At 67.2% G+C, this 15751-nt stretch carries 16 protein-coding genes; 5 read left to right on the forward strand and 11 right to left on the reverse strand.

From position 1 onward, the window contains the following. Positions 1–107: 107 nt before the first annotated feature. Positions 108–371 carry a hypothetical protein gene (locus J0A91_RS21775; RefSeq protein ID WP_069206656.1) on the reverse strand — a complete coding sequence of 88 codons (264 nt, stop codon included), beginning with the start codon at positions 369–371 and terminating at the stop codon, positions 108–110. A 62-nt stretch (positions 372–433) separates the two neighbouring features. Next, complete coding sequence (locus J0A91_RS21780; protein WP_069206657.1) at positions 434–2350, reverse strand: glycosyltransferase; 1917 nt, start codon at positions 2348–2350, stop codon at positions 434–436. A 199-nt stretch (positions 2351–2549) separates the two neighbouring features. Here J0A91_RS21780 and argJ point away from each other — a divergent pair, with 199 nt between their 5' ends. Both argJ and J0A91_RS21790 read left to right on the forward strand, forming a co-directional pair. Next, the gene (argJ, locus tag J0A91_RS21785; RefSeq protein ID WP_069206658.1) at positions 2550–3779 is read left to right on the forward strand and encodes a bifunctional glutamate N-acetyltransferase/amino-acid acetyltransferase ArgJ; all 1230 of its coding nucleotides are present in this window, start codon (positions 2550–2552) and stop codon (positions 3777–3779) included. Positions 3780–3781: 2 nt separating this feature from the next. Then, on the forward strand, positions 3782–4390 hold the full coding sequence (locus J0A91_RS21790; protein ID WP_069206659.1) for a glutathione S-transferase family protein: 609 nt from the start codon (positions 3782–3784) through the stop codon (positions 4388–4390). A gap of 228 nt (positions 4391–4618) precedes the next feature. On the opposite strand, the gene J0A91_RS21795 is transcribed toward J0A91_RS21790, so the two are convergent. The 8 genes from J0A91_RS21795 to J0A91_RS21830 form a co-directional block, all read right to left on the reverse strand. Further along, entirely contained in the window at positions 4619–5149 is a 531-nt protein-coding gene (locus tag J0A91_RS21795) for a F0F1 ATP synthase subunit B family protein (protein WP_240502122.1), read from the reverse strand. A 13-nt stretch (positions 5150–5162) separates the two neighbouring features. After that, the gene (locus J0A91_RS21800) at positions 5163–5657 is read right to left on the reverse strand and encodes a F0F1 ATP synthase subunit B family protein (protein WP_069206661.1); all 495 of its coding nucleotides are present in this window, start codon (positions 5655–5657) and stop codon (positions 5163–5165) included. 16 nt (positions 5658–5673) lie between these two features. Further along, positions 5674–5889 carry a F0F1 ATP synthase subunit C gene (locus tag J0A91_RS21805; RefSeq protein ID WP_083224854.1) on the reverse strand — a complete coding sequence of 72 codons (216 nt, stop codon included), beginning with the start codon at positions 5887–5889 and terminating at the stop codon, positions 5674–5676. A 59-nt stretch (positions 5890–5948) separates the two neighbouring features. Continuing rightward, on the reverse strand, positions 5949–6728 hold the full coding sequence (locus tag J0A91_RS21810; RefSeq protein ID WP_069206663.1) for a F0F1 ATP synthase subunit A: 780 nt from the start codon (positions 6726–6728) through the stop codon (positions 5949–5951). After that, a complete protein-coding gene (locus J0A91_RS21815) occupies positions 6725–7012 on the reverse strand; it encodes an AtpZ/AtpI family protein (RefSeq protein ID WP_069207562.1) in 288 nt (95 codons plus the stop codon). The genes J0A91_RS21810 and J0A91_RS21815 overlap by 4 nt, the downstream gene beginning before the upstream one ends. 250 nt (positions 7013–7262) lie before the next feature. Then, the gene (locus J0A91_RS21820) at positions 7263–7634 is read right to left on the reverse strand and encodes a YdbL family probable chaperone protein (RefSeq protein ID WP_069206664.1); all 372 of its coding nucleotides are present in this window, start codon (positions 7632–7634) and stop codon (positions 7263–7265) included. After that, entirely contained in the window at positions 7634–7816 is a 183-nt protein-coding gene (locus J0A91_RS21825) for a YnbE family lipoprotein (RefSeq protein ID WP_240502123.1), read from the reverse strand. Before J0A91_RS21825 ends, J0A91_RS21820 begins: the two co-directional genes overlap by 1 nt. A gap of 47 nt (positions 7817–7863) precedes the next feature. After that, positions 7864–11049 carry an intermembrane phospholipid transport YdbH family protein gene (locus J0A91_RS21830; protein ID WP_083224856.1) on the reverse strand — a complete coding sequence of 1062 codons (3186 nt, stop codon included), beginning with the start codon at positions 11047–11049 and terminating at the stop codon, positions 7864–7866. Positions 11050–11117: 68 nt separating this feature from the next. Here J0A91_RS21830 and radC point away from each other — a divergent pair, with 68 nt between their 5' ends. Beyond that, the gene (gene radC, locus J0A91_RS21835) at positions 11118–11801 is read left to right on the forward strand and encodes a RadC family protein (RefSeq protein ID WP_069206665.1); all 684 of its coding nucleotides are present in this window, start codon (positions 11118–11120) and stop codon (positions 11799–11801) included. A gap of 14 nt (positions 11802–11815) precedes the next feature. Continuing rightward, positions 11816–13603 (forward strand): aspartyl protease family protein, encoded by a 1788-nt coding sequence (locus tag J0A91_RS21840; RefSeq protein ID WP_083224857.1) that lies wholly within the window; start codon positions 11816–11818, stop codon positions 13601–13603. 116 nt (positions 13604–13719) lie between these two features. Here the strand turns inward: J0A91_RS21840 and J0A91_RS21845 are convergent, their stop codons facing one another. Beyond that, positions 13720–14214 (reverse strand): EF-hand domain-containing protein, encoded by a 495-nt coding sequence (locus J0A91_RS21845; RefSeq protein ID WP_069207566.1) that lies wholly within the window; start codon positions 14212–14214, stop codon positions 13720–13722. A 206-nt stretch (positions 14215–14420) separates the two neighbouring features. Between J0A91_RS21845 and purB the strand changes: the two genes are divergently transcribed. Beyond that, positions 14421–15734: an adenylosuccinate lyase gene (gene purB, locus J0A91_RS21850; RefSeq protein ID WP_069206666.1), complete on the forward strand. Its 1314-nt coding sequence runs from the start codon at positions 14421–14423 to the stop codon at positions 15732–15734. Positions 15735–15751: the final 17 nt, after the last annotated feature.

Below are 15751 nucleotides of genomic sequence, written 5' to 3' on the forward strand. Positions count from 1 at the left end.
CTGTATGTTCAAGAGGATCGCGCGCGGACATCGGCCCGGCTGCGGTAGTGTGGGAGAAAAGATGGTGGCGCGCCGCCAAGAATGCGAGCGGGCGCCGGGCGGCGCGGTTATTCGCGCCGACGCTCACCGCGAACGGGGATCGGCGCGCTCAGCACGAACGGGCGTGCGGCCGTATAGGCAAGCACCGCGCTGACCGACGGCGGACGCTGCGCCCGAACGATCGCGGCGACCGTACGCGCGGCGACCGGTGCGACGACGCCGGCGCGGGCCGAGACCTGCTCGATCTGGACTTCGATCCCCGGCGCGCGGGTGCCGGTGATGGCACCGGTCAGCGCCGACAACGCGGCACAGAGGAAAAGCACGAACTCCATAGTCGGACTGCGCTGTAATGCGGTTCGTCGCACCCGTCCAGCCGACTGCCACTTATGGATCGTCAGGCGGCGCGAAGCGACGCCACCGCGTCCTGCTCGCCGGGTTCGTCGGCTGTCAAGCTGGCCAGCCGCTTCTCGCTCAGCCACGCCATCACCGGCGCGCACAGGAAGCGGATTCCCGAGGCGGCGGCGGCCATCGCGACCAGCAGACCGACGTCGTCGTTCTCGCTCTTACGCAGCGTCAGCGCGGCGATGATCAGGACGATGTGAGCGAGGCCGATCAGCGTCTCCGGCAAGGTCTCCTTGAGCGCGCGCATGCCGGCGGCCTTGCCCTGGAACTTGGGCGTGCGCCGCCAGCCGAGCGGGCGCGGCGAAAGGCCGGCGATGCCGCCCAGCATCTGAATCCAGGTGAGCGAGCTGCGCGCGATCTCGCCCAGCACCATGTCGCGGATGCTGTGGCAGTCGCTCAATCGATAGCGGAACCATGTGCTCGCCAGCGTGCCGACCAGCGCCAGCCACGCGGCGACCCAGAACGGCGTCGGCAGGTTGAGCGTGGGCACGTCGCCGAGCGCGATCAGCGTGACGCTGACGACCGCGCTGCCGAACCCGAAGACCGTGCCGAACGCACCCAGCAAAGGCTCCACGCCGCGCTGGAGCTCGAGCAGCTTCGACCACCAGTTGATTTTCGGGGAGCCGCCCCAGCGGATCGGCAGATACAGCCGCCAGTGGCGCACGAGCTGCTGGACCGGCCCGGCGATCCAGCGGAACCGCTGCTTCTTGTAATCCTCGAACGTCTCCGGGATCAGGCCGCGCCCGAACGTCTCGCGCAGATAGATGCCGTCATAGCCGAGCGCGCGGATGCGCACCGACACTTCCGAATCTTCGGTGAGGCACCATTCCGCCCACAGCCCGGCATCGACCAGCGCCTGCTTGCGGATGATGCACATCGTCCCGATCGTGATCGCCGAATTATACTCGCTGAGCCCGGCCATCTCGATCTTGTTGTTGGGCATATATTCCCAATAACAGGCGGTAAGATACGCGCTTTCCTCATGCTCGCGGTAATCGTGCGGGGTCTGGACGTAGCCGATCTTCGGGCTCTCGAAAAAGGCGGCGAGACGCGACAGGAAATCGGGCGTCGAGAAATAATCGGCGTCGATCACCGCGATCAGCTCGGCGTCGGGCGAGACGAAGCCGCCCTTCATCAGATAGTTGAGCGCGCCCGCCTTGGCGCCGTCGAGCGGGGCGACGTGGAAGAACTGGAAGCGGTTGTCGCTGCGCCCGGCGTTGAGCTTGGCGCAATAGTCCTGCACCGGCATCCATAGCGTCGGGTCTTTGGTGTTGTTGTCGATGACGAGGATTTCGTAATCGGGGTAATCGAGCGCGGCGAGCGCATCGATCGTCGCGATCACCACCTCGGGCGGCTCGGCATAACAGGGCAGATGGATCGATACCTTGGGCGCGCGGCGCGGGTGCAACGGGTCGGCCGGCTCGACCGGGCGCTGCCATTCGCGATGCGTCATCAACGCCTGGCGCGAGAGCGCGACCGCGAAGGAGACGAGCAGCCACACCGCCGAGAACGCGCTCGCGATCGCCGCCAGCACCATCATCCATGTCGGCATATGGCCCTCGGCGAGCAGACGCAGCGTCCATGCGGTGCCGACGATCCAGCCGAGCGGAAGCATCGCGAGTTGCTGCGCGCCCGCCATCGTCAGCCGTGGCAACCCGAAGCGCAGCGCCAGGGTGACGAGCGTGGCGACGCCGGTGACGAGCACCGATCCGGCAATGACGCCGGTCGCGACGCTGGCGACCACGCCGCACAACACCATCGACAACGCCAGTTCGGCAGGCTCACGCTGGAGATCGATCTTGACGACGAAGGGACGATGGATGGTCATGACCATCAGGATCACCGTACTCACGCTCATCGCGGCAAGAAAGACGAGGCCGGGATCAAGAATCTCGCGTGTGATCGACATTGGCAGGCTGTGCTCCGATTGGCATCAGATGCGGGTCTGCGGTGCAAGCCTCGTCAGAACCCCCGTTCACGTCCGATACGATTAACCCAACGCAGTAGTTCCATTGATACGATATGGAAACGGCTTTGGTCGTCTTCGCGGCCCGGTCCATCGCGCGCGGGGTCTTGCCTTGGGCAGCGCGCGATCTAAGGGCGGAGGCATGACCTATGCCCGCTCGCCGCTCGCGCCCGCCGCCTTCCCAACCCTCCCCGCCATAGCCGGCGTGAGCGCGCACGTCGCACGCGCAGGCTACAAGAGCTGGGATCGCTGCGACCTGACTTTCGTCGCGCTCGACCCCGGCACCGTGGTGGCAGGCGTGACGACGCAGAGCCGATGCCCCTCGCCCGAGGTCGAATGGTGCCGCAAGGCGCTGACGTTGGGCAGCGCGCGCGCGCTGGTGGTGAACGCTGGCAACGCCAACGCCTTCACCGGCAATCGCGGCCGCGCGGCCGTCGAAGCGATCGCCGCGCGTGCGGCGGGGCGGCTCGGCTGCCAGCCCTCCGACGTGTTCGTCGCCTCGACCGGGGTGATCGGCGTGCCGCTGCCGATCGACAAGGCCGAAGCCGGGATCGACGCGGCCTTGATCGCTCCCGCCTGCACGTGGGAAGAGGCGACCGCGGCGATCAGCACCACCGATACTTTCAGCAAGGGCGCGGTCACGACCGCGATCGTCGATGGCCGCACCGTGACTTTGGTCGGCATCATCAAGGGATCGGGGATGATCGCGCCCGACATGGCGACGATGCTCGGGTTCATCTTCACCGACGCGGCGGTCGAGCCGGGGTTCCTCCAGGCGGCGCTCGCCGAGGCAAACCGCACCAGCTTCTCGTGCATCACCGTCGACAGCGACACGTCGACCAGCGACACCGTGCTGGCGTTCGCGACCGGCAAGGCCGGGAACGCGCCGCTCACCGCGTCGGAGGATGACGGCGCCGACGCGTTCCGCGCGGCGCTGACAGACCTGTGCCTCCAGCTCGCGCATCTGGTGGTGCGCGATGGCGAGGGCGCGACCAAGTTCATCGAGATCGCCGTAACCGGCGCCGAGAGCGACCGCAGCGCCCACCGAGTCGCCTTGTCGATCGCCAATTCGCCGCTGGTGAAGACCGCGATCGCCGGTGAGGACGCCAATTGGGGCCGCGTCGTAATGGCGGTCGGCAAGGCCGGCGAGCCGGCCGAGCGCGACCTGCTCTCGATCCGCTTCGGCGATACACAGGTCGCGACCGCCGGGCTGGCGGCCGAAGGGTATGACGAGGCGCCGGTGGCGGCGCATCTGAAAGGCAGCGAAATCGAGATCGGCGTCGATCTCGGCCTCGGCGACGGCCGCGCGACGGTGTGGACCTGCGACCTGACGCACGGCTACATCTCGATCAACGCCGATTACCGGAGCTAGACATGCTGACGCTGTGGGGCCGGCTCAACTCGCACAACGTCAAGAAGGTGGCGTGGCTCGCCGAGGAGATCGGGCTGCCGTATGTGCGCCATGATGTCGGCGGCGCGTTCGGCATGTCGGACGCCTATCTCGCGATCAACCCCAATGCCTTGGTGCCGACGATCGAGGACGGCGATATCGTGCTGTGGGAGTCGAACGCGATCCTGCGCTATCTCGCCGCGGCATATGCGCCGACGCTATGGCCCGCCGATCCGGCGGTGCGCGCGATCGGGGATCGCTGGATGGACTGGCAGTTCGGTTATGCGGATGCGCAGCGCGACGCGTTTCTCCAGCTTGTCCGCCGCGCGCCCGAGGCGCGCGACGCGGCGGTGATCGCGCGGTCTGCCGAGGCGTGCGCGGCGCAGATGGCGGTGCTGGAGCGGTATCTGGCCGCGACGTCGTGGCTGTCGCGCGCGGCGTTCGGCATCGGCGACATTCCGATGGGCGTCTATGCCCACACCTGGTTCACGCTCGATATCGCGCGGCCGGAGCTGCCGTATGTGCGGGCTTGGTATGAGCGACTGATCGAGCGGCCAGGGTTTGCCGGGCAGGTAATGATTCCGCTGACCTGAGCGGGACACTCAACCAGTCCGCTCGTGCCTGTCGAAGCACAGGCCGAGTTTGGAGCACGCTCTTCGACACGCTCAGGGCGAACGGGTTGGGTCGGGTTGGGCTTCGCTCCAAAAGACATCACCCTTAACCCGCTCCGAAACCCAAACCGTTCGTGCCGAGCGAAGTCGAGGCACCTGCGCTCCGGGTTTGTCCCTCGACTTCGCCCGGGACGAACGGTTTAGGAGCCGTTAGTTCGGCCGGCCAAGCCCAGCGATGGTGGTGTCGACCAGCGCACGGTCGGCGTCGGCGCCGTGCCGTTCGGCGAGGATCTTGGCTGCCGCGCGAGTCGCCGCATCGGCCGCGATGGCGCGGACTTCGGCGATGGCGGTGCGTTCGGCGGCGGCGATCTTGTCTTCGGCCATCTGCTGGCGGCGCTTGACGAGATCGGCGGCGTCGATTTCCGCCTTGGCGAGCAGCGTCTTGGCTTCGGCCTGGGCGTGCGCGACGATCGCGGCGGCATCGCCGGCGCTGGCGGCGTTGCGCGCCTTGGCCTGCGCGAGCGCCGCCTCCGCTTCGGCCCGCAGCTTGGAAGCCTCTTCGAGTTGCGTCCTGATCGTGGCGATGCGCGCGTCGAGCATGCCGGCGATCATCTTCGGCACCTTGGCGGCGATGATGATGCCGATCACGACGAGCATCGACAAGGCGACGAACATCGGCGGGGTGATGCCCATGAACGCGAGCTCATGGTGGAGTTCCACGGTGCCGGTGCGTGCAGTCATGGTGGGGTGCCCTTCAGCCATGCGCCAGTTCCGCCTTCACCTGCTGTTCGATCCGGGCGCGATCAACCGTGACGCCGGACAGCTTGGCGAGGATCGATTCGACCGCCTCGACCGTCGCGGTTTCGATTTCGGAAACGGCGGTCCGCTTGGCCGAGGCGACCGCCTGGGTCGCTTCCGCCAGCCGCGCCGCCGCCGCCGCGTCGCCCGCCTTCAGCGCGGTCTCGGCCTGGGTGGCCGCAACCGCTCTGGCTTCGGCCACCGCTTTGGTCGCCTGTGCGCGGGCGGTATCGAGACCCGCCTGATAGCGTTCCTCGTCGGCGCGCGCGGTGTCCCGCGCGGCCGCCGCCGCGGCGATGTCACCCGAGATGCGGGCGTCACGATCGTCGATCGTGCGTTCGATCTTGGGGACCATCGCCTTGCCGATCCCGAAATAGATCAGCGCAAATACGATCGCGAGCCAGAAAAGCTGCGAGGCGTAGATCTCGCTGATTTGGGATAGCTGCGGCATCTTGGTCTCTCTTCGCTTACTTGCCGACGACGAAGAGGATGAGGATCGCGACGACGAACGCGATCAGGCCGAGCAGCTCCGAAGCCGCGAAGCCGATGAACAGACGGCCCTGCTGGCCATCAGCCGCACCCGGATTGCGCAGCGCGCCTTCGAGGAACGAACCGAACACGTTGCCCACGCCGAGCGCGGAAAGACCGATGCCGATCGCTGCGAGGCCGGCACCGATGTACATTGCGCCAAGATCAGTCATGTTAAACTCCCTGAGAAATACGATAGGTCAATGATTCAGACTTAGTGCAGATGCACCGCGTCGTGAAGGTAAAGCGAGGTCAGCAACGCGAACACATAGGCCTGGATCGCGCAGACCAGCAATTCGAGCGCGCTGACGCCGACGATCATGATGAAGCTGAGTATCGCGACGACCGGGCCGAGCGCGCCGCCGGCGTTGAGCCCCTGTACGACGAAGCTGCCGAACACTTCGAGCAGGATGTGCCCTGCCGTCATCGCCACGAACAGTCGCAGGCCGAGGCTGAACGGGCGCACCATGAACGAGACGAACTCGACCGGGATGATGACCGGCATCAGCCACGCAGGCGCGCCGTGCGGCACGAACAGCGAGAAGAACTTGAGGCCGTGCTTGGCGAAGCCGACGACCAGCACGATCGCGAACGAGAAGAACGCCAGCACCGCCGTCACCGTGATGTGGCTCGTCACCGCGAAGGTGTGCAGCCCCGGCACGATCGCGAGCGGCAGCACGCCGATCAGGTTCGAGATCAGGATGAAGAAGAACAGCGAGAAAATGTAGGGCGCGAACTTCTTGCCGCCAGCGCCGATGCTGGTGCCGACCATATTGTCGATGAAGCCGACCATCATCTCCACAAGCGCCTGCCAGCGGCCCGGCACCAACTGGCGCTTCAGACCGCCGCTCACCAGCACGGCGAGCAGCACGCCGACGACGACCATGAACAGCGCCGAATTGGTGAAGGAAATGTCGAAAGCGCCAAGATGGATCGGTCGCGTCAAAGGCGCGACGTGGAACTGCTCCATCGGGTCGATTCTGCCGGCGCTCATTCGGCGCGCTCCTTCGAAATGCGGTAGATGTTGCGGAAAGCGACGATGATGCTGAGCGTGATCAGGATCAGCAAAGCCCAGGGACTTGTGCCGAACCAGTGATCGATCGCCCAACCGAGGATACCGCCGCCGAGCGGCGCGCCGATGAGCTCCATCAGCACGCGCGACCCCTGGGCATACCCCTTCGGCTGCGGCTTGACCGGCTTCGCCACACGCATCTCGTCCGCCGCCTTCGCTTGCGCGATACGGTGATCTAGATCGTCATTGTGACGAAGGTCGGCCAACACCCCAGCATCCTGATAAGAAAACGCCGCCGCGCGGTGCGCGACGACGAAAACATGGGGTATCACCCCCGTTGCCGGTGCGTTTAGAAAAGGGGTGCAGCCAAGTCAACCGCAACGGCAGCGGCGGCAAAGTCGCGATTTCGGCTATGTCGCCCGACATTTACCACGGCGGCTTCGCCGGTTTATCTATGGTAGCGCTCGCATCCGCACACGGTTTGTCCGCTCGACGAACGAACCGGGCCGGTAATCCTCAAACGCAGCGCGAATCACGCTCGGGCGGTGCGGCGGTGCGAGTCGCCCAGGTGCCGGCGGGCGTCTTGTACTTCTCGCCCGGCACGGTCGCCGCGATCAGGCGGCAGCCCGAGGTGAAGGCCATCTGCTCGACGGTCGCTCCGGCGGCGGCGGTCTGGGTGTATTTCGCCTTGCGCTGGATGTTGATGTTGTTGACCAGCGCGCGCAGCTCCGGGGTGGCCGCGCCGACCACGCCGAGATAGCCGTCGGGCTGCTCGCCGACCTGGCCGGCCGAGCGCGCCGCCTGATAGGCGGGGTCGCGCTGGGCGAAAGCTGGCGTCGCAACGGCGAGTGCGGTGGCGATCAGGACGAGGCTACGAACAGTCTTCATCAGAAAATTCCCGGGTTCGACTGGATCAACGACTTCGCCTCGCCATCGAGACGATAGACGACCTCCTGAGTCACGCTGATGTTGAGATTGATGACGATCGGCTTGTCGGGCGCGCTGACGCTGACGCACCCTGCGGTCAGCATCGGCATCATCGCGCCGGCGATCATCATCCGTCTTTTCATCGTGCGACTCGTCGGTCTCCGCATCGGCTTCGTCAATCCTGTTTCGGTCATGGCACTTTCTCGCTTGCGGAAGGCTGAACGGGTGGCGTTTGCGCGGCCTTCTTGCGCTGCTGTTCCATCAGCGCGGGCAGATTGCGTTCGATCAGCCGCTTGGGATCGTAGAAGGATTGCGCCGAATCGATGAGCTGGCGGAAAGGCGCGCGGATCGTCACGTTGAAGACGAGCGGCAGCTTCTGGAGCCGATCGAACAGGAAGTTGCGCTTGGCGCCCTTACCCTGCGAGACGCCGGCGAACTTGACCTCGGTGATCATCTCGCCGGCAAGCGGGCCGTTCATCACCACACCAAGGCTGCGATAGCGCAGCGACTTGAGCGCCTGGAACGCGAAATTACCCCATGTGCCGAGATCCTTCTGGCTGATATCGCCGACATAGGCGATCGTCCCGCCGTCGCCCTGAACAGTCAGCCGGCCATTCTCGATCCGCCCGCCGCTCTCGTCGAAGATCATCGGCAGCACACCGTCGAAACTGCCGGTCGCGTCGAGGTTCTTGAAGTCGAACTGCTGAAGGAACTGCGCGGCATCGAGCGAGCTGACCCGGAAGGTCATATGGCGTTCGACGGGCTGCGAGAAATCGAGCAGGGTCGGTTCGAGCACCAGCGCGCCGCCCGCGAACGGCCAGCGCCCGTCCTCCACCATCACGCGCGCGCCGGCGAGCGTCTGCAGCCGGATCGTGCCATCGTTGACCGGCACGCCGGGGTTGACCGTCTTGACGGTGATGATCTGCGCGGGCGCGCTTTCGAGCGCGAGCAGATCGGTGAAACGGATCGTGCCGGCGATGCCGGTGACCGGGCCGAACGCGGCGGCGAGATCGGTGCCGTCGGTGCCGAACACGCCGTCGCTGCTGACGCCGGCCTTGTTCCAGCGAATATGCCCCTCGCCTTTCACCGTGCCGGCCACATCGGCGATCACGCCGAAGGTGAGCGGGGTCAGCGCGTCGGGCTGGAACGCCTTGCCGAAGGTGATGCCCGGCACGGCGAGATCGGCATGGCCTGTCGCATCGCCGAGATCGTGGACGATGCTCACGTCGGCGACTTTGACCTGTTTGGTCGGCTCGACCAACGTGCCGGTGGTGGTGATCCTGCCGCCGGCGAGCGTGAGTGCGACGCCCTGCGCGGCGAGCGGCTTGAAGCGCGGCGTCGCGTTGCTGTCGGCGACCCTTAGCGCGCCGTCGAGCGCGAGTTTGCCGGCGGCGAAGCGCCAGCGCCCGGCCGCGCCGGAAAGCGCGAGCGGCACGTTGGCGATCTGCCCGCTGCCGCCGGTGAAGCTGCCGCCGAGGGCGCTGCCGGTCGCGCGGCCTTCGAGACTGGCGAAATCGAGCCGGGTCTGGTGATCGGCCGCGCCCAGCTTCGCCGAGACACCCGCGAGCGTGAAGCCGGTCGCTCCCAGCCGAACGCTACCGCCGCTCGCCGACACTGAGAGCGGCGCGCCACCCATGCTGCCGCGCAGATTGGCTGCAGACAGGCGTGCGCCGCCGCCGAGTCGTCCGCCGGCAAGCGTCACCAATCCCGCGCCGGTCGGGCAGAGGGTCAACCTGGCCGGATCGAGCGCGAGGCTTGACACCGCCAGCCGCTCGACCGTGAGCGGGGTGCAGGACGGGTTGACGATCACACGGTCACCCCCGTTCCAGTAGAGCGACAGCGGCGCGGCCAGCCGCTCGACACGGCCACCCGAGAGCGGCCCCGACAATGCGACGCGTGTCTCGACATGCGTGTTGCCGCCCGGCGTCGCGGTGAAGCGCACTGGTGTCAGCGCGAGCGTCGCGCCGCCGGTGGTGTACGGCGCGAGCGTTGCGGTGCCGGTGACGGCGCCGCCAGGCCGTGCCTGCGCGAGCGTCAGCTGGGTGGCCGGGAAGCCGCCGCCGTCGAGCGTCACGTTGGCATCGATCAGCGCGCGGCCGCCGGGCCAGCTATACGCGATACCTTTGCCGCCCGACAGCGCCAGCCGCGCGCCCGACGCGCTCTGCGCTGCGAGTCGCGACAGCGTCACCCGCCCGGTCGCGCCGTCGAGCATGGCAGCGACATCGGCGTCGATATTGGCCGAACGCAGCGCCGTTTCGTCCGCGCTCGCCAGTCCGGTGAGGATCGGCGCGATCGGGGTGCTGGCGTCGCGGGTGCGATAGGCGGTTAAGCGTCGACGCACTGCGGCATCGGCGGTGATGCCGGTGCCGCGCACGGTGCCCGACACCTGGCTCCGCGCGCCCGCGACGGCGAAACGGCCCACGAACCCCAGCCCGCGCCCGGTCGCACCTGGCAAGGTCGCCGCGCCGCTGCGCAGGTCGGCAGTGCCGCTGGTGCCGCGCGCTGTGCCGGTAAAGCCGATCACGCCGCCGATCGCTTCGGCGCGCGCGCCCGGGCCGCGCACCGAGCCCACCGCGAGCCGAACGTCGCCGTTCCAGGTTTCCAGATGCGCGCCAAGCCTCGCCGAGATGGTCGCCGCCGGGAAGCGGGCGACGACGCCGCCACATTCGCCCTGCGCGGCGCGCACCGGCCCTGTGATCGTCGGCCGCCCGGCGAGGGTCGTCAGCGTCAGCGCCAGCTCCGCCTGCATCAGCGTGCAACCGCCGCTCCGGAGCTGGTCGCTTACCGCCGCGACCTTCCCCGAGAAACCGTCATTGAGCGGGCCGCTGCCCGATAGCTTCACGCCGGCCACGCCGTAGGGCGTCTCCAGCCGCATCCGCGCGTCCTGGATATCGAGCCGGATCGCCGGCAGCGCGAACGGCGCGCCGCCGCCCGACGCCGGGATCAGCCGATCGAGCGTGCCGAATGACAGCGTGCCGTCCGCCAGCCGCGCCGCCACGCGGACATGCCCGGCACGCACCCCGGTCACGCGCGCGCCGCCGGTGCCGACGACGGTGTCGAGCTCGATCCAGTCGGCGACGAGATCAGGATGCGCGGGATCACCCAACACGACGTTCGTCAGCCGCTGGCGGCTGAAGCCGAGATCGGCGATGCGGTAACGCGCCGGCACATGATGCGCGGCGAGGAAGCGGTCAGCATAGCCGCGCGCGATCTGCTTGCGCTGCGTCCACAAAGTCACCAGCGCGACGAGCAGCACGATCGCCAGCACCAGCAGGATTCGCCGCAGCCGCGCGAAACCGATGCGCGGCGGCGCCGGTTCGGCCAGCGGCTGTTCGGTCGGTTCTTCCGTCACGCCTTCGCCTGCACGCCCGCTCATGCTTCTCCTTTAGCCGCATCGTCGTCGATTGCACGCGAACACAACGCAGATTAATCGCAGGAGCAGCGATGACAGTTCCCGACTCCGATCACACGGGCCATCGCGCCCGGCTGCGCAAGCGGCTCACCGAGCACGGCGGCGAGGGTCTGCTCGACCATGAACTGATCGAATATCTGCTCGCACTCGCGATCCCGCGCCGAGACACCAAGCCGCTCGCTAAGGCGCTGCTCGCCGAGTTCGGCGGCATCGGCGGGCTGCTCACCGCCGAACCCGAGGCGCTGGCGCGGGTCTCCGGCATGGGGGAGACGTCGGTCGCGGCGATCAAGATCGCACACGCCGCCGCGATCCGGCTGGTCAAGGCCGAGGTGGCGGCGCGGCCGGTGCTGGCCAACTGGCAGGCGCTGCTCGATTATCTGCGCGCCGACATGGCGCATCACACGATCGAGCGGGTGCGCGTGCTCCACCTCAACGCGCGCAACATGCTGATTCGCGACGAGGTGATGAACGAAGGCTCGGTCGACGAGGCGCCGGTCTATACCCGCGAGGTGATCCGCCGCGCGATCGATCTCGGCTCGGCGGCGATTATTTTGGTCCACAATCATCCGAGCGGAGACCCCTCGCCGAGCCGCGCTGACATCGAAATCACCCGCAAGGTCGGCGAGGCCGGGAAACGGCTCGGCATCACGCTACATGACCATATCATCATTGGTAGCGACGGGCATTCTAGCTTACGCGCGATGGGACTGATCTGACATCGGGAGCCGGCATGATACGGGTTTCGCTTCTGCTCGCCGCACTTGCCCTGCCCGCCGCGCCGGCCGCCGCCGCCGACTGCAAGCTCGGGGTGATGGCCGACCTGCCGGTGACGATGCAAAACATGCGCGTGAGCGTGCCGGTGAAGATCAACGACATAGAGACGCGACTGTGGCTCGACAGCGGTGCGTTCTTCAGCGTCATGCCCAAGGCGAAGGCGATCGAACTTGGGCTGAAGATCGACGCCGCGCCCTTCGGGCTGAGGCTGATCGGCATCGGCGGTGATTCCTCGCCCGATCTGGTTACGGTCAGGAAGTTCGGGATCGCCGACAGGGCGCTCACCGACGTCCAGTTTCTGGTCGGTGGCACCGACGCCGGCAACGGGCTGATCGGGCGCAACCTGCTCGCGCTCGCCGATACCGAGTTCGATCTTGCCGGCGGCTCGGTGAAGCTGATCCAGCCGCACGACTGCAGGAACATGGCGATCGCTTATTGGGCGGCGGGCAAGCCGTTCTTCACCGCCGCGCTGGAGCAGGAAGAGAATCCGCGCGACCGGAAATTCCGCGTGACCGTTCGAATCAACGGCGTCGCGATCGACGGCGAATATGACAGCGGCGCGCCGAACACCTTGCTCAGCCGTCGCGCCGCCGAAAAGGCGGGGATCGCGCTGAACGGGCCGACCGTGACCCCCATTCGCGGCATCGGCGGCTTCGGCCGCCGCTCCATGCCCGGCTGGACAGTCCCGGTCGAGAGCGTCGCGATCGGCGACGAGACGATATTGAAGACGCGGCTCGACGTGATCGACGGGCCGATCACGGCCGGCAACGGAAGCCCCGACATGCTGATCGGCGCCGATTACATGCTCGCGCACCACATCTATGTCGCGCGCAGCCAGCACCGAATCTATTTCACCTACAGCGGCGGCAAGGCGTTCCGCTCTGCGGGCGCGGCGCCGGTCTCGGCTGCATCGGTGGGCGCGCCATTGCCTGCCGACATCCACCCCGTCGCGCCGGTGACGAATACCACCGCGCCCAAGACCGCGGACGAATTCGCCCGGCGCGCCAGCGCGCGCATGGCCCAACACGCGGTCGCGGATGCGATCGCCGATCTGACCCAGGCGATCACGCTCGCGCCCGATACTGCCGATTATTATCGCGACCGCGCGCTCGCCTACCAGACGTCCGGGCAGCGCGGCCTCGCGCGTACCGATATCGAGCATGTCCTTCAGCTTACCCCGACCGACGGCGCGTTGCTGCGCATCCGCGCGATCCTGCGACTGCGCGAAGGCGACCGCGCCGGCGCGCTCGCCGATGCAGAGGCGGCGGCGCGCGCGACACCCGCCACCTCGCTCGACATGGTGCCGATTGCGAACCTGCTCGCCCGGTTCGACCAGCCGGCACGCGGGATCGCGCTGCTCGGTCCGGTGATCGCCAGCCATCAGGAAGACAGTGCGCTGCCCCGTCTGCTCAACGCGCGCTGCTGGCTGCGCGCGCAGGCCGGGGTGGACCTCGACGCCGCGCTCGACGATTGCAACCGCGCCCTGAAGCGCGCGGGCAAGCTGCCGATGTTCCTCGACAGTCGCGGACTGGTGCAGTTGCGCAAGGGCAACCCCGCCGCCGCGATCGCCGATTACGATGCGGCGCTGGAGATGGATCCGAGGCTGGCGTGGTCACTGTACGGACGAGGCCTGGCGAAGATCGCGCTCGGCCAGAAGGACGCTGGTGAGGCCGACAAGGCGGCGGCGGTCGCGATCTATCCGGGGATCGTCGAGGAAGCGAAGCGCTTTCACGTCATCCCCTGACGTCGCCCCGGGCCGCAGTGTAACTGGCGACCGCGTGCCCCGCACACAGCGGCCCCGGCCTCCGCCGGGGCGACGAAAGGCCGCCGGACCTTGCGATCCGGCGGCCTTTGGGCGTCTTATGACTGCCCCTTCGACAGGAAGCCGGTCAGTTCGGTCTTGGACACGGTTCTGCTCTTGTCCGTGTCGGCGCTGGCGAACGCCTGGCCGACCCAGGTCTTGGTGGCGGCGGCGTCGGGCTTGGTGCTGGGGTCGCTCGCGCTCTTGAGTGCGATCATCCAGTCGCCGAACTCGGCCTTGCTCAATACGCCGTTCTTGTCCTTGTCGTAGGTGGCGAACTCGGTGTCGACGACCTGAGCGACCTGCGTGCCGCCGGCGGCGGGCTGTTGCGCGGTATCGCTGGCGGTCTGCGCCGGAGCCTGCGCGGTATCGGTCGGCGCTGCGGGTGCGGCCTGGGCCGGCGCGGCTGCGGATGGGTCGCTTGCGGGCGGCGCGCTAGATGGTGCCGGCGCGGCCTGCGTCATCGGCGAGGCTTGCGGAGCCGCTTGCGGGGCTTGCGCGAATGCGGGGACAGCAAAGCTCATCGCCGCGCACAGAAGAATTGCCTTTTTCATATACATCTCCATTGTACTTACTGACACTAATCTGCTCATCGCCGCATCTACACTGCGAGAACATTCGGAGTAACAACCCTTCATCCAACACAATGGTTCACCGTAACGATATTTGAAGGCTCGGCTCATCCCTGCTAACGCGCAGGTCATCGCGAGTCCGTGTCGATTCTGCGGTGATGTGAGCTACTCCGCGCAAAGGAATCCCGATGGTCCCCCGTTACTCCCGCCCCGACATGACCGCGATCTGGACGCCCGAGGCGCGGTTTCGCATCTGGTTCGAGATCGAGGCGCACGCCACCGAAGCACTCGCCGACCTCGGCATCGTGCCCAAATCGGCGGCCAAGGCGCTGTGGGACTGGTGGGCAACCAACCCCGCGATCGACGTCGCCGCGATCGACGCGATCGAGGCGGTCACCAAGCATGACGTGATCGCCTTCCTCACCTGGGTGGCCGAGCAGGTCGGCGACGAAGCGCGCTTCATGCATCAGGGCATGACCTCGTCGGACGTGCTCGACACCTGCCTGTCGGTGCAACTCGTCCGCGCCAGCGACATCCTGCTCGCCGATCTCGATGCGCTGCTCGCCGCGATCAAGACCCGCGCCTATGAGCACAAGATGACGCCGACGATCGGCCGCAGCCACGGTATCCATGCCGAGCCGGTCACGTTCGGGCTGAAGCTGGCCGGGGCCTATGCCGAGTTCGCCCGCTGCAAGGCGCGGCTGGTGGCGGCGCGTGCCGACATCGCGACCTGCGCGGTCTCGGGCGCGGTTGGCACCTTCGCCAATATCGATCCCGCCGTGGAGGCACATGTCGCCGCCAAGCTCGGCTTGACGGTCGAGCCGGCCTCGACCCAGGTGATCCCGCGCGACCGCCATGCGATGTATTTCGCGACGCTCGGCGTCATCGCCTCCTCGATCGAGCGGCTCGCGATCGAGGTGCGCCACCTCCAGCGCACCGAAGTTCTGGAAGCCGAGGAATATTTCTCGCCGGGGCAGAAGGGTTCGTCGGCGATGCCGCACAAGCGCAACCCGGTGCTGACCGAGAACCTCACCGGCCTCGCGCGCATGGTGCGCAGCGCGGTGGTGCCGGCGCTGGAAAACGTCGCCCTATGGCATGAGCGCGACATCAGCCACTCCTCGGTCGAGCGCTACATCGCGCCCGACGCGACGATCACGCTCGATTTCGCGCTCGCGCGGTTGACCGGCGTGATCGACAAGCTGCTCGTCTATCCGGCGCGGATGCAGAAGAACCTCGATAAGATGGGGGGTCTGGTCCACTCGCAGCGCGTGCTGCTCGCGCTGACTCAGGCCGGGGTAAGCCGCGAGGATTCCTATCGCCTCGTCCAGCGTAACGCGATGAAGGTGTGGGAATCGGACGGCGAACTGTCGCTGCTCGAACTGCTCAAGGCCGATGCGGATGTGACGGCGGCGCTATCGGTCGCGGAGATCGAGGACAAGTTCGACCTCGGCTATCACCTCAAACATGTCGATACGATCTTCTCGCGCGTGTTCGGAGCGTAAGGGAGACCGGGCGGGGC

This window comes from Sphingomonas panacis (assembly GCF_001717955.1).
Lineage (GTDB): Bacteria > Pseudomonadota > Alphaproteobacteria > Sphingomonadales > Sphingomonadaceae > Sphingomonas > Sphingomonas panacis.

Coding starts and splice junctions, on each gene's coding strand:
- J0A91_RS21795 (WP_240502122.1), bottom strand. CDS start 5,149: ATGACTGCACGCACCGGCACCGTGGAACTCCACCATGAGCTCGCGTTC.
- J0A91_RS21810 (WP_069206663.1), bottom strand. CDS start 6,728: ATGAGCGCCGGCAGAATCGACCCGATGGAGCAGTTCCACGTCGCGCCT.
- J0A91_RS21825 (WP_240502123.1), bottom strand. CDS start 7,816: ATGAAAAGACGGATGATGATCGCCGGCGCGATGATGCCGATGCTGACC.
- J0A91_RS21820 (WP_069206664.1), bottom strand. CDS start 7,634: ATGAAGACTGTTCGTAGCCTCGTCCTGATCGCCACCGCACTCGCCGTT.
- J0A91_RS21840 (WP_083224857.1), top strand. CDS start 11,816: ATGATACGGGTTTCGCTTCTGCTCGCCGCACTTGCCCTGCCCGCCGCG.
- argJ (WP_069206658.1), top strand. CDS start 2,550: ATGACCTATGCCCGCTCGCCGCTCGCGCCCGCCGCCTTCCCAACCCTC.
- J0A91_RS21775 (WP_069206656.1), bottom strand. CDS start 371: ATGGAGTTCGTGCTTTTCCTCTGTGCCGCGTTGTCGGCGCTGACCGGT.
- radC (WP_069206665.1), top strand. CDS start 11,118: ATGACAGTTCCCGACTCCGATCACACGGGCCATCGCGCCCGGCTGCGC.
- J0A91_RS21830 (WP_083224856.1), bottom strand. CDS start 11,049: ATGAGCGGGCGTGCAGGCGAAGGCGTGACGGAAGAACCGACCGAACAG.
- purB (WP_069206666.1), top strand. CDS start 14,421: ATGGTCCCCCGTTACTCCCGCCCCGACATGACCGCGATCTGGACGCCC.
- J0A91_RS21845 (WP_069207566.1), bottom strand. CDS start 14,214: ATGAAAAAGGCAATTCTTCTGTGCGCGGCGATGAGCTTTGCTGTCCCC.
- J0A91_RS21800 (WP_069206661.1), bottom strand. CDS start 5,657: ATGCCGCAGCTATCCCAAATCAGCGAGATCTACGCCTCGCAGCTTTTC.
- J0A91_RS21805 (WP_083224854.1), bottom strand. CDS start 5,889: ATGTACATCGGTGCCGGCCTCGCAGCGATCGGCATCGGTCTTTCCGCG.
- J0A91_RS21780 (WP_069206657.1), bottom strand. CDS start 2,350: ATGTCGATCACACGCGAGATTCTTGATCCCGGCCTCGTCTTTCTTGCC.
- J0A91_RS21790 (WP_069206659.1), top strand. CDS start 3,782: ATGCTGACGCTGTGGGGCCGGCTCAACTCGCACAACGTCAAGAAGGTG.